This is a genomic window from Limimaricola cinnabarinus LL-001, from assembly GCF_000466965.1.
GTDB lineage: Bacteria > Pseudomonadota > Alphaproteobacteria > Rhodobacterales > Rhodobacteraceae > Limimaricola > Limimaricola cinnabarinus.
The window spans coordinates 1-12,683 of sequence record NZ_BATB01000073.1 but is presented as its reverse complement, the minus strand read 5'-3'; the positions used below and the strand labels follow the sequence as shown (position 1 = coordinate 12,683).

Below are 12,683 nucleotides of genomic sequence, written 5' to 3'. Positions count from 1 at the left end.
ATTTGCGCAACATCGCCCCAACCCAGTGAACAGGGCGTTGGCCACCGCCAGCGTCCCGCCCTGCCCGATCATGCCCGGGTAGATCAGGATCAGGAACGACACCACATAGGTCATCGCGCCCAGACGCACCGCCTCGCGCGCGGCTGGCAACCAGTTCGTCTGCGCGATGCCCGCCCCCACGAACACCGCAACGCAGACAGGAGGGGTGATCACTGAGATGGTTGCAAAGTAGAACACGAACATGTGGGCCGCCAGAGGCGGGACATCGACAGCCGTCAGCGCGTCCTTTCCCTCTCGCTCAGCTTGAGCGTCGACAGTCGCTTCATCAGATCCCTTCGAGGCCAATCCACCGCGCGTTCGCCGTACTGGAGGCGATGGCGGCGGTGACGAAACGCATACCTTCGAGCCCGTCGGCCAGCCCCGGAAGCTGCTCCCGTGGCTCGCCCCGGATTACTGCCGCGAAGTCGCGGTACAAAGAGGCAAAGGCTTCGAGGTAGCCCTCGGGATGGCCTGGCGGGATACGGTGCCCCGCGGTCGGTATGTCGGCCGCAGCGCTCGCCCGGGTGATCCGCTGCGCAGGCTGGCCGAAGGCGGTGAACCACAGCGTGTCGGCCTCCGCCTGCCGCCACTCGATCCCGCCCTTGTCGCCATAGAGCCGCAGCGCGATGCCGTTCTCGTTGCCTGGCGCTACTTGGCTGGCCCAGAGCATGCCGCGCGCCCCACCTTCGAAGCGCAGCATCATATGGACGTTGTCGTCGAGCCTGCGGCCCGGCACGAAGGCAGCAAGGTCGGCGCTCAGCGCCTCAAGCCGCAGGCCGGAGACGTAGCGTACTAGGTTGTAGGCGTGGGTACCGATGTCGCCGATGCAGCCGCCGCCGCCCGCGCGGGCTGGATCCGTACGCCACTCGGCCTGCTTGTTGTCGACCGCCTCGGTGAGCCAGTCCTGCACATATTCCGTCTGCGCCACGCGGAGCTTGCCGAGCCGCCCTTCGGCGACCATCGCCCGGGCCACGCGGACCATCGGATAGCCGGTGTAGTTGTGGGTCAGCAGGAAGCGGGCGCCGTTGCGCGGCCTTATCCCGGCGAGCGCCTCGGCATCCTCAAGGCTGGAGGTGAGCGGCTTGTCGCAGATCACATGGATGCCCGCCTCGAGAAACGCTTTGGCCGGGCCGAAATGCATATGGTTCGGCGTCACGATCGCCACTGCCTCGATCCCGTCAGCGCGGGCCGCCTCAACCTTTGCCATCGTCTCGAAGCTGTCATAGGCGCGGTCGGGCGCAATGCCGAGTTCCGCCGCCGAGCGTCGCGCGACGTCGGCACGTGACGAAAGTGCGCCTGCCACCAGCTCGTATTCGCCATCAAGCCGCGCCGCGACGCGGTGGACATAGCCGATGAACGATCCCTCGCCGCCCCCGACCATGCCGAGCCTGATCCTGTTCATGCCGCGCCCTCTAGCCCGAGCATCGCGCGGTTGCGCGCGCCGTCCGTCGCCGCGCCCGCAAAATCGTCGAAGGCTTTGTCCGTCACGTCGATGATGTGGCGCGCGATGAAGGGCGCGCCCTGCGCCGCCCCCTGCTCGGGCGATTTCAGGCAGCATTCCCATTCGAGCACGGCCCAGCTGTCGTAGCCATGCCGCGCCAGCTTCGAGAAAACGGCGCCGAAATCCACCTGTCCGTCGCCAAGGCTGCGGAAACGGCCGGCGCGGCTCAGCCACGGCTGATAGCCCGAGTAGACCCCCTGCCGCCCGTCGGGATTGAACTCGGCATCCTTCACGTGAAACGCGCAGATGCGCTCGTGATAAAGGTCGATGAAGGCGAGATAATCCATCTGCTGCAACAGGAAGTGCGAGGGGTCGTAGTTGATCCGCGCCCGCTCGTGGCCATCCAGCGCGTCGAGGAACATCTCGAAGGTGGCGCCGTCGAAGACGTCCTCGCCGGGATGCAGCTCGAAGCCGATGTCGACGCCTTGCACATCATGGGCGTCGAGGATCGGTCGCCAGCGCCGCGCCAGCTCCGCGAAGGCTTCCTCGATCAGCCCGGCCGGGCGCTGCGGCCAAGGGTAGAGATAAGGAAAGGCCAGCGCCCCGGTAAAGCCGACCGTCGTGTCGAGCCCGAGGTTGCGCGCGGCGCGGGCGGCGAGCATCAGCTGCTCGACTGCCCAGGCCTGCCGCGCCGCGGGCTTGCCATGCGTGGCCTGCGGCGCGAAAGCGTCGAACGCGAGGTCGTAGGCCGGGTGGACCGCGACCAGCTGCCCCAGGAGATGGGTCGACAGCTCGGTGATCTCGACCCCCGCGTCGGCGCAAATGCCGCGCAGCTCGTCGCAGTAGGTCTGGCTCTCGGCTGCCAAGCCGAGATCGAACAGCCGCGCGTCTGTGCAAGGGATCTGCACGCCGCGATAGCCCAGCCCCGCCGCCCATTTGGAGATGTTCTCCAGCGTGTCGAACGGTGCCTCGTTGCCTGCGAATTGTGCCAGGAACAGCCCTGGCCCCTTCATCCTGCCCATGTCGATCCTCCCATTTTACTGCGGCTCAGCCGGCCTTGTCGCTCAGCATTTCGAGGTGCCGGATCTCGACCGGGCGGGCGAGCAACTCGCCCTGCCGGTCGAAGAGCGGCTTGAGATGCGGCTTGGTCAGATGCGCGTCGAGATCCTGAAGCGTTGTCCAGTTCTCGTAGAACACGAAGACGCAAGGGTCCTTGGCATCAACGTGGAAATCGTAGTTCAAGCAGCCCGCCTCGGCCCTCGTGGGCTCGACCTGCGCATGCAGGATCTCCTGCAGCTCGGCCCGGGTGTCGGGCTTCGCCACGACGGTTCCGATGATTGTGCAACCTGGTTTCATGGCTCAGTTCCTTTTCTGACTCAGCGCCACGGCGAGAATGATGATGCCGCCACGCGCGATCAGCTGCTGGCTGAACTCGAGGCCCATCAGGATCAGGCCGTTGTTGATCAGGCCGATCATCAGCGCGCCTACGATGGTACCGATGACGGTGCCGTAGCCGCCGAAGAGGCTGGTGCCGCCGAGTACCGCCGCAGCGATCACCGACAGCTCGTCGCCTTCGCCGAGCTGGAACCGCCCCGACTGCAACCGGCCCGCATAGAGCATTCCGGCAAGGGCCGCAGCCATCGAGGAGATCACGAGAACCCGGAACTTCACCGAGCTGGTGTCGATCCCCGAGTAGCGCGCCGCGGTCTCGCCGCCGCCGGTAGCGAGCACGCGCCGACCGAAGGTCGTCCGCTTGAGAACGAAATGGCCGACCGCACCGAGCCCGAGCATCCACAAGAGCAGCACCGGCACGATGCCGATGGAGCCGCCGCCGAACAGCCACGAGTAGCCGGGGTTGATGATCGGCACGGCGGCGGTGCCGCTGATCCACATCGCGACGCCTTTGGCGATGCCCATCATTGCGAGCGTGGTCAGGAACGACGGAATGCCGATCCGGGTGGTCAGGAGCCCGTTGAAGACGCCGACCGCGATGCCTGTGGCCAGACCGGCGGCGACGCCGAAGAAGATGCCGCCCGCGGCGATCGCCATCGCCGCCGTGACCGAGGCGAGCCCCGCCACCGCGCCCACCGAGAGATCGATTTCCCCCGACGAGAGCACGAAGGTCATGGCGATCGCCATGACCGCGATCATCGCCGTCTGCCGCACGATGTTGAGCAGGTTGTTGGGGTTGAGGAACCCCTTGTCGTTCAGCGTCAGCGCGAAGATCGCGAAGATCACGCAAAGCCGATATAGATGATGTATTGACGCCAGTTGGTCAGGCCGAAGCGGGCGGCGACCCCGGAAACGTGAATGCTATCGCTGGTGGACATGGCGCACTCCCTGATGCTTCAGGGCCTCCTGAATGTGAAATTGGAGTTTCTGCTCGGCCGACTGGAGCTGGTGCATCGTATCGTCGGCCGGAAGATCCGGATCGTCGAGGTCGTGGCGCGCGAAGCTGCTGACCGCACGGCCTTCGGACATCACCAGGATGCGGTCGCAGGCGGTCAGCAGCTCGCTAAGTTCGGAGGAGATCATCACGATGGCCTTGCCGGCCCGAGCCAGCTCGCGGACGAGCCGGATGATCTCGGACTTCGACCCAATGTCGATGCCCGCCGTGGGTTCGTCGAGCACGAGGATGTCGGGATCGGCGGCGAGCCACTTGCCGATCACCACCTTCTGCTGGTTGCCGCCCGAGAGCGTGCCAACCGCGTGATCGCGCGAGGCGGTCTTGATCGCGAGCCGTTCGATCTGGTGATCGGCCACCTCCTCGACGGCGCGGCGACTAACGACGCCGCTGGACGACACCCGGTCGAGCACCGCCATTGACAGGTTGGCGGCCACCGAATGGGTGGCGATGATACCTTGGGTCGCGCGCGCCTCGGGCACCAGCGCGATGCGCGCGCCGATGGCATCGCGCGGGCTGCGGATCTCGATCGGCGTGCCTGCGACCTTGATCTCGCCCGCCGTGCTGGGCTCGATCCCCGCGATGACCCGGGCGAGCGAGGAGCGGCCCGAGCCGAGCAGCCCGGCTAGCCCTACGACTTCCCCGCGATGCACGGTCAGGCTGACATCACACGGCTTGTGACGGCCCGAAACGCTGACCAGCTCCAAGAGCGGCTCACCGATCTCGACCTGCTCGCGCGCGACATCCGACAGGCCGCGCGACCGCTTGCCGACGATGTGCTCGATCATCGTGTCGATCGGTAGCTCCGACAGCGGCGCGGTGATCACGTGTCGCCCATCGCGCAGGATCGTGGCGCGGTCGGCGATGCGGGCGATCTCATCCATGCGGTGCGAGACGTAGATGATCGCCACACCGCGATCCTTGAGCTTGCGCAAGAAGGTGAAGAGCCGCTCCACGTCCGACACCGACAGCGCCGTCGATGGCTCGTCGAGCACCAGCACCCGCGCTTCCTGGCTGATCGCCTTGACGATCTCGGTGAGCTGGCGCTGCCCGGCACCGAGATCGGCGACGAGCGCCCGGGGGTTCACGTCGACCTCGAGCATCTCGAACAGCGCGCGCGCCTTCTTTTCGGCGGTGCGGTCGTCGATCAGCCCGAGGCCGGTCTTAGTCTCGCGCGTGAGAAAAACGTTCTGCGCGACGCTCAGCGACGGGACAAGACTCATCTCCTGAAAGATCATCGCCACCCCCGCCTGCCGCGCCGCCTCCGGCGAGGGGTGGGTGATCCGCTGGCCGCAGATCTCGATCGTGCCGGCATCCGGCGCATGCACGCCGTTGAGCACTTTCAAGATCGTCGACTTGCCCGCGCCGTTGCCGCCCAGAAGCGCGTGGACCTCGCCGGCCTCGACCTCGAAGTCGACCCCGGCCAGCGCCCGCACACCGCCGAACTGCTTGGCAATGCCGCGCATCACCACCGCCTGCGGCGCGGCGGTCACGTCTTCACCTTTACCCATTGCTGCGTCTCCCCGGACTCGATCAGCGCATCGGCGACCAGCTCGGTCAGGTAGCCATCCGCGAAGTTGGGCGAGGGCTGCACCCCCGTGGCGATCGCCTTGAACAGATCATAGCACTCGACGATCTTGGTCTCCGAGTAACCGATGCCCAGCGCCGGGATCGGCCAGAGCCCCTCGCCGTAGGGATGCGCCGGCCCGCTGTAGACGGTGCGGAAGCCGCGCGCGTCGGCCGGATCGCTGTTGAACATGACGCGCAGCTCGTCGCGGCGCTCATAGTTGAACAAGATCGAGCCTTCGGTGCCGTGGATCTCGAAAGTGATGAAGTTGTTGCGGCCGTAGCCGTTGCGCGTGGCCTCGAGCGAGCCAATGGCTCCGTTTTCAAACTTCAGCAGCGACACGACCTCGTCGTCGACGTCGACCGTAGCACGCTCCGCATTGGCGTTCTTCTCGCTGGCGCCGAGCTTGTCCTGCCCTCCGGCCTGCACCGGCCGTGTCGTCACGTAGGTGGGCGTCATCGCGGTGACAGCCGAGATCGGCCCGACGAGGTAATGCGCCAGATCGACGACATGGGTGCCGATATCGCCGATGGCGCCGGACCCGGCGATCTTTTTCTGGAAGCGCCAAGAGAGCGGCCCGTCGGGATCGGCCGACCAGTCCTGCAGGTAAGTGCCGCGGAAGTTGAGAATCTTTCCGATCCGGCCCTCTTCGATGTATTTCCGCGCCAGCGCCACAGCGGGGGTGCGGCGGTAGTTGAAGGCGACCATGTGGATCACGCCGGCCTTCTCGACCGCGTCGAGCATCTCCCGCGCTTCCTCGCCGCCGCGCGCCAGAGGCTTCTCACAAATGATGTGCTTGCCTGCCTTGGCCGCCGCGATGGCGATCTCGGCATGGACGTTGTTGGGGGTGCAGATGTCGACCACGTCGATATCGTCGCGGTTCACAACCGCGCGCCAGTCGGATGAGGCCTCGTCAAAGCCGAAGCGCTGGCGAGCGTCCTCGGCCAACTCGTCGGTGACGTCGACGACGACCTTGCGGTGCGGGATCGCCGGGGCGGGCCAGAAGAACATCGGCATTGATGCGTAGGCCATGGCATGGGCCTTGCCCATAAAACCGCCACCGATCATCGCCACATTGAGCGTCTTGGTCATGTGTCTAACTCCGGAAGATATGGGAAGGCGGGACCGGCCCACGCGGAGCCGTCACCGCGGCGACGGGCGGGCGCGTGGCCTGCCCGTCGCGCTCGATCAGTTCATGCTGTTCTGGATGTTGGCCGTGGCGTCGGCACGGTAGACCGTCTGCCAGGCATCGAGCAGCGTCTCGCGCGTGACCGGCAGCGCCGGCAGTGCGACGAAGGCGGGCGCCTCCTTGTCCAGAAGGCCGTAACCCGCGAGCGTCGCCTCGGCGACGCCTTGGTCGAACGGCCGCTGTGCTCCGAGGCCTTTGACGAAGCCGCCCTGCGCCATGTTAATCGCGACGTTCTCGCCCAGATCGATGGTGGTGATGACCAGATCGTCGCGCCCCGCGACCCGCGCTGCCGAGATCACGCCCTCGGCCGGCACATCCCAGACCGCCCAAATCGCATCGAGATCGGGGTTCGAGGTCAGCATCGCCGAGGCGACCTTGTCGGCGTCGCCGGTGAAATCCGGCCCGCCGATGCCCTGCTCGGCCACGATTTCGATACCTGGATAGTCTTCCGCAACCGTCGCCTTGAAGGCGTCGTAACGCTGCCGCGTGACGAAGAAGTCGGCCGCGTGGTAGACCAGCCCGACCTTGCCCTCACCCTCGAGCGCCTTGGCCAGCAGATGCGCCGAGGCGACGCCGTTGCCGTAGTTGTCTGCCGAGACGACCGAAACGTAGTCCGTGCCGGCCTCAAGCCCCGGGGGGGTGTTCTCCATGAAGACCAGCGTCACACCTGCATCTGCGGCCGCCTTGTAGGCCGAGGCCGTCGCGGCGGGATCGGTCGGCACCGAGACGATGATATCGGGCTGCTGCGCCAGAACGGTCTCGATATCCGCGACCTGCTTCTCGGGCTTGAAGCCGGCATCCGTGACGGCGATCACCTCGATCCCCATCTCTTCGAACCGGTTGCGCAGCCCGTCGACCTGCGCGCGCGACCAGTCATTGCCGCCATAATGCATCACGATCGCGGCGGTGGCGTTCATCTCCCTGATCCGTGTGAGCTCTTCGTCCGAGAGCGACAGCTCCGTGGCCGGGGTCGCCGTCTCGCCGTTTGGGCCTTTGGACAGCACCTCGGATTGCAGCGCCGCAAGCGCCGCGTCGGGATCGGCAAGCACCGGTGCGGCCAGCACGCCGGCGGCCACGAAAGCCGCGGCGGCGACGCGGCCGAGGTTGTTGATGATGGTCATATTCGGGTCTCCCTCCCTTTGTGCGCGAACCCTCTCGTCCGCGCGTGTCGTCCTGCGGGTCAGGCCGTTTCCAGCCGGTCCTCCAGATATTGCCGACTTGCCTGCGCCCCGGCGCGGGGGTCGTCCCATGCGTCCAGCTCGACCGTCACCCAGCCGTCGTAGCCGGTCTCGAGCAGCGCCTCGATGATCGGGCCGCTGTCGAGATCGCCGCGGTCCAGCGGCGTGAAGGCGAAGGGCTCTTGCTGCCAGCCCTTGAGATGGACGTAAGAGATCCGCTCGCGATGCTCGCGGATCATCTGTGCGGGATCGCCGCCGGCGGCGGCGAGATGCGCGGTGTCGGGACAAAAATCGATCGAGGTTTCGCCGAAGATCCGGCGCACCTGCTCGGGGCCTTCGACGATCGTCGTCAGGTGCGGGTGGTAATGCGCCTTGAGACCACGCTCGCGAGCGATGCCCACGATGCGCTCGAGCGCCGCGCCGAGCTTCGCGTGATCGCCGTCGCGCGCCCCCCCTGCCCGCTTGGCTCCGCCGCCGATGACGAGATGCGGCGCGCCGATCTCGGCCGTGCGGTCGGCGACGCGGCGAATGCGGTCGAGCTCTTCGTCGAGAATGTCATTGAAGATGAAATTCCCGCCCGAATAGGCCGCCACCAGCGACAGCCCGTGCTTTTCGAGCAGTGTGCGGAACGCCTCCCCGGAATGGTCGAGAAGGTTGCCATCGAAGACCTCGACCCCCTCATAGCCAGCCGCCGCGATATCCGCGAAAGCGCGGTCCATGTCCGCAAAGGTGCGGTAGGTCAGTTCGGATACCGAGGTCACGCCAACCGCGTTACCGCCGAGCGGGCCCCAGCAATTCGCCTGATAGGCAAGCTTCCATCTCGTCATTTTCATCTCCCTCGGCCGCCGGGCCGTCCCAGACGCAGGTCAATGCCGAGCCCTCCAGCCCGGTGCGGGGGTCTCGCCCCCGCCCTCTTCCCTTGCGTTAGCCGACAAATAAGCGAGCAAAATACCCAAGTCAACATTTTATAAGCACAACACGTCGTACTTTTGCATATTTTACGCATAAGAAGAATATTGCTACGCCTAAAGGCGTCGTGTATTTCTGCGCCATCGGCAGAACTGGATGCGAGATGCCCAGAAAAAGCACCGACTCACACAGTGATTCGCCCTTTGGTGGATCGCGGAGCGCCGAGGGGCGCACCGGCAGACACCGTGCGGTAGCCGGTGCCTGACAGCGGCATGGTCGAGACGAGCCGGCCAAAGCGCGGCAAAGGGCGGCCACGCAACGCCGACGGTGCGGCGCAGAGCTTGGGCACGATCCTCAACCTCGTGCGCACCGGCGCCGCGCACACGCGTCAGGAGCTGGAGCGCGAGAGCGAGCTAGGCCGTGCCATCGTCGCCGACCGGCTCGCTACGCTCAGTGAGATCAAGCTGGTCGACGAAAGCGCGCTGGCCGAGGCCAGCGGCGGCCGCGCGCCTCGGCTGGTGCAGTTCAATGCGAACCGGGCGCGGATCCTGGTGGCCACGCTCGACCAGACGGCGCTCGGCGTCGGCATCGCCGATATTTCGGGCCGGCTGATCACAGAACACCATGAGGCAATGGACCTCAGCGCCGCACCCTCTGCGACGGCGGAACGGCTCGGCACGCTGTTCGAATGGCTGCTTGCAAAGGACGAACACTCGGCACCGCTCTGGGGACTTGGCATTTCGGTGCCAGGCCCGGTGCAGTTGTCGCCCGGCGACGATTTCCTGCAGGCGACGCCGACATTCCTGCCCGCATGGGAGGGCTTTCCGCTGGTCGAGCAGCTCGCTCGACGCTTCGGCGTGCCGGTCTGGATGCGCAGTAGCGTCGAGACGATGGCCATGGGCGAGCTGCATGCCGGCGCGGCACCGGCATCAACGAGATGCTCTTCATCAAGGTCGGCAAGCGGATCGGCGCGAGCTTCGTCTTCGACGGCAAGCTCTATCGCGGCGCGCAAGGGGCGGCAGGATTGATCGGCCATCTGCCACGGGCGGCGGGCGGCCGGACCGCCTCGCTCGACGTGCTGGCCGGGAGCGACATGATCGCCCGCGACGGCCTTGCCGCCGCGCAGGCCGGCACCAGCCCCGCGCTGGCCGACATCCTGAACCGGGGCGGCGAAATCACCGCGATCGAGGTCGGCCAAGCCGCGCAGGTCGGTGATCCGGTCAGCATGGAGATCATGTCGCGCAGCGGTCACCTGATCGGCCAATTGGTTGCCACGCTCGCCAACATGCTCAACCCGTCGCTGATCGTGCTGAGCGGCTCGATCGCGCAGACCAACGACATTCTCCTCGCGGCGGTGCGCGAGGCGGTCTACGGCGAATCGCACCCCCTCGTGACGCGCGACCTGCGGATAAGTGCCTCGCGGATGGGCAGCTCTGCCGGGCTCGTCGGCGCCGCCAAGGTCGTGAGCGAGGCGCTGTTCGACCCGAGCTTCCTTCGCGAATGGGTCACACACGGCGCCCCGACGGCGATGCCTCGGCTTTCGGCTGCGCTCGACCGGATGGGCAAGACGGCGATCGGCGCGCCCGCTTCGCCCCCCGCCGCCGCCGCGCCGCCCGGTGCATAATGACCTGAACAGGGAAGACCAAAGATTATGTCGATAAGCGGACTGGGCCCCCACGGCGAACGCGCCGCGCCGCCGAGCCGGCTGAGCCTGACACTCGACGACGTCACCGCCTCTCGCGACAGGCGGTTCCGGGTGGCCGTCGTGCTTCATACCGGCGAGAGCGACTGGTCCCGCCAGCAGCTCGCCGGGATTGCCGGGACCTTGGGCGACTGCGGCGTCATCATGGGCGAGGTCGTCGATTGCGGCTTTCGGGCCGCGACCCAGATCGCCGCGCTCGAACGGCTGAGCCACGAGGGGCTCGACGCGATCATCTCGATCCCGGTGGCGAACGCCGCGGTGGCCGAGGCGCATCGGCAGGTGTCCCGCGCCGGAACACGGCTCATCCTGCACGACAACGTGCCCACGGGCATGTTGCCGGGCGCGGATTACACCTCGCTTGTCTCGGCCGACAATTTCGGTCTGGGGCTGATCGGCGCCAAGCTGCTCTCCGACAGGATCGCGCAGGGCGGCGAGGTAGGGCTGATGACCTACGGCGTCGACTTCTACGCCACGAACGAGCGCGAGATCGCCTTCGGGCGCTGGATAGTGGCCAATCGCCCCGATCTGAAGCTACGGACGATCCGCTTCCCGTCACTGGGGGCAGTTCGCGAAACCACTTTGTCGATGATCGAGGAAAGCCCCGACCTTGCAGGGCTCTTCGTGGTTTGGGATACGCCGGCAATGGAAGCCGTGGCCGCACTGAATACGATCGGGCACGACATGCCGGTCACCACCGTCGATCTTGGCCGCGATGCAGCGATATGTCTGGCACAAGACAATCACATTGTAGGCATCGCCGCGCAGCAGCCGTTCCGACAGGGCGTCGCCGTCGCGGAAGCGACGATACTTTCTCTTTTAGGGCGCGCAGTTCCGAGTTGGATCGCCCTGCCCGGACTTGCCGTTACGAAGGCCAACGTGGCTGATAGCTACCAGACCGTTTGGCGCACGCAAGCGCCGCAGGAGATCCTCTCTGCCCTGTGACACACAAAGCCGCCATGCGGCCCCTTCAGTGCGCTGCATCGTGGCGGCCCTCCCCTTCAGGAGGTGGCGGCATTGCCATGGAAACCTGCCCGCATGTTAGAAGGGTCATTGCTTTATCTGCTGGGTTCGCTTGACGCTCAGTGATTCACGGCTACCCTACAGGGACGTCATACACGCAGCGCTCGCTCGAATTTCTAAAGAATATTCAGTGCCTTGGGCATCGTGAGAAATTCACTGGGGCTCCTACCACCCCAGCCATGAATCCTAAAAATTACATACTTTCCAATGGGATAGCCGTTGATCAAGCGGCCAGCCTCCCGTCTCCACGCGGTCGTGGTTCACAAACTGGTTCACATGGCCGCAACACGCGACCTCGGAACCCGGGCCGAAGATGGGGTCTTCATCTCGTCCGTAGAAATCTCGTCTTCTACTTCCGGCGCCGCTGGCCTCAGTCCCTTCGTGACGTCGGGGCACCCGAGTTCCTCTCCGTCTCGCTTCGAACCGAAATCCTCGCCGAGGCGGTGAAACGGTCGGCAGACCTGCTCACCCTGATCGAAGCAGGAGAGCGGAAAGTGACGGCTAAACTGACATGGGCGCCCGTGAGTGAATGGCGGGCCAAGGTCATGATCCGGGAGATGGTTCGGGCCAGCGTCGCGACGATGTTGGCGCGGCTCGAGGCCCCTTTCGACGCGGACGAGAGCCGTGGCTACATTGCTGGCTGCGAGCAGAAGCGGCAGACCGTAGATAACGCCCTTCGAATGCGCGACTGGTCAGTGGCGGCGGAGCTGGGCGCTTCTGCCGCCTCGCTTGTCGGGCTGGACGATGACACCTTGGCGCTTCCATCCATTGCGCATGAAATCTTGATCAAAACACGCTCTCTGCTGGATGTCGCTCTTCAGGTCGAAGACAGCTGTGACGATCCCTTGGCGCTGGGCGGGCATCTGCTCGAAACGGTCGGCTTAGCACCCGAACGGAAATCTCTCCTGCCGCCAATGACATTAACACAGGCGATCGAAAAGGCTTCCGAGGAAGCCCCATCCGACGTCGAGACCAAAATCCGGGCCGTCGGAACTCTGGCACTGTCGTTCTTCGGCGACGTGCCGGTATCCATGTTGTCCCACGACCAATGCGTCAACTTCTTGCAGTTCGTCTGGAACATGCCCAAGAACTGGGGGCAGCTTCATGGGAAAAACCGCTTCGAAAGCATCGGCAAGAGTTGCGACCCGCGGCAGCTCAAGAAAGAGGCCGACGAGAGCGACAAGGCCATCATCGCCGGGATCGTAGCTGACACAACTGTTGGCTGTCACCGAGA

The 12,683-nt window shown here is 65.6% G+C and carries 11 protein-coding genes and 2 pseudogenes; 4 read left to right on the top strand and 9 right to left on the bottom strand.

The window, feature by feature from the left end:
* The 9 genes from MBELCI_RS16430 to MBELCI_RS16390 all read right to left on the bottom strand — a co-directional run.
* On the bottom strand, positions 1–345 hold a 345-nt coding region (locus MBELCI_RS16430), incomplete at its 3' end, for a TRAP transporter large permease subunit (protein ID WP_268744203.1).
* Positions 326–1,441, bottom strand: coding sequence for a Gfo/Idh/MocA family protein (locus tag MBELCI_RS16425; protein ID WP_021695365.1), 1,116 nt, complete (start codon positions 1,439–1,441; stop codon positions 326–328). The genes MBELCI_RS16430 and MBELCI_RS16425, both read right to left, overlap by 20 nt.
* Entirely contained in the window at positions 1,438–2,502 is a 1,065-nt protein-coding gene (locus tag MBELCI_RS16420) for a sugar phosphate isomerase/epimerase family protein (RefSeq protein WP_021695364.1), read from the bottom strand. The genes MBELCI_RS16425 and MBELCI_RS16420 overlap by 4 nt, the downstream gene beginning before the upstream one ends.
* 25 nt (positions 2,503–2,527) lie before the next feature.
* Positions 2,528–2,836, bottom strand: coding sequence for a putative quinol monooxygenase (locus MBELCI_RS16415; protein ID WP_045320373.1), 309 nt, complete (start codon positions 2,834–2,836; stop codon positions 2,528–2,530).
* A 3-nt stretch (positions 2,837–2,839) separates the two neighbouring features.
* Positions 2,840–3,718 carry an ABC transporter permease gene (locus tag MBELCI_RS16410; protein WP_021695362.1) on the bottom strand — a complete coding sequence of 293 codons (879 nt, stop codon included), beginning with the start codon at positions 3,716–3,718 and terminating at the stop codon, positions 2,840–2,842.
* Positions 3,719–3,793: 75 nt separating this feature from the next.
* Positions 3,794–5,395 carry a sugar ABC transporter ATP-binding protein gene (locus tag MBELCI_RS16405; RefSeq protein ID WP_045320372.1) on the bottom strand — a complete coding sequence of 534 codons (1,602 nt, stop codon included), beginning with the start codon at positions 5,393–5,395 and terminating at the stop codon, positions 3,794–3,796.
* Positions 5,374–6,543 (bottom strand): levoglucosan dehydrogenase, encoded by a 1,170-nt coding sequence (locus tag MBELCI_RS16400; RefSeq protein ID WP_021695360.1) that lies wholly within the window; start codon positions 6,541–6,543, stop codon positions 5,374–5,376. The genes MBELCI_RS16405 and MBELCI_RS16400 overlap by 22 nt, the downstream gene beginning before the upstream one ends.
* Before the next feature lie 96 nt (positions 6,544–6,639).
* Positions 6,640–7,761, bottom strand: coding sequence for a substrate-binding domain-containing protein (locus MBELCI_RS16395; protein ID WP_021695359.1), 1,122 nt, complete (start codon positions 7,759–7,761; stop codon positions 6,640–6,642).
* A 59-nt stretch (positions 7,762–7,820) separates the two neighbouring features.
* Positions 7,821–8,645 carry a sugar phosphate isomerase/epimerase family protein gene (locus MBELCI_RS16390; RefSeq protein ID WP_021695358.1) on the bottom strand — a complete coding sequence of 275 codons (825 nt, stop codon included), beginning with the start codon at positions 8,643–8,645 and terminating at the stop codon, positions 7,821–7,823.
* A 354-nt stretch (positions 8,646–8,999) separates the two neighbouring features.
* Here MBELCI_RS16390 and MBELCI_RS22775 point away from each other — a divergent pair.
* From MBELCI_RS22775 to MBELCI_RS16375, 4 genes and pseudogenes are all read left to right on the top strand, one after another.
* Positions 9,000–10,351 (top strand): annotated as a pseudogene (locus tag MBELCI_RS22775) (ROK family protein).
* 27 nt (positions 10,352–10,378) lie between these two features.
* Positions 10,379–11,371: a substrate-binding domain-containing protein gene (locus MBELCI_RS16380; RefSeq protein ID WP_021695355.1), complete on the top strand. Its 993-nt coding sequence runs from the start codon at positions 10,379–10,381 to the stop codon at positions 11,369–11,371.
* Between the two features lie 257 nt (positions 11,372–11,628).
* Positions 11,629–11,901 (top strand): annotated as a pseudogene (locus MBELCI_RS22770) (DUF6538 domain-containing protein); the annotation flags it as partial.
* Positions 11,902–11,943: 42 nt separating this feature from the next.
* A partial coding sequence (locus MBELCI_RS16375) for a hypothetical protein (protein ID WP_045320371.1) occupies positions 11,944–12,683 on the top strand: 740 nt, incomplete at its 3' end.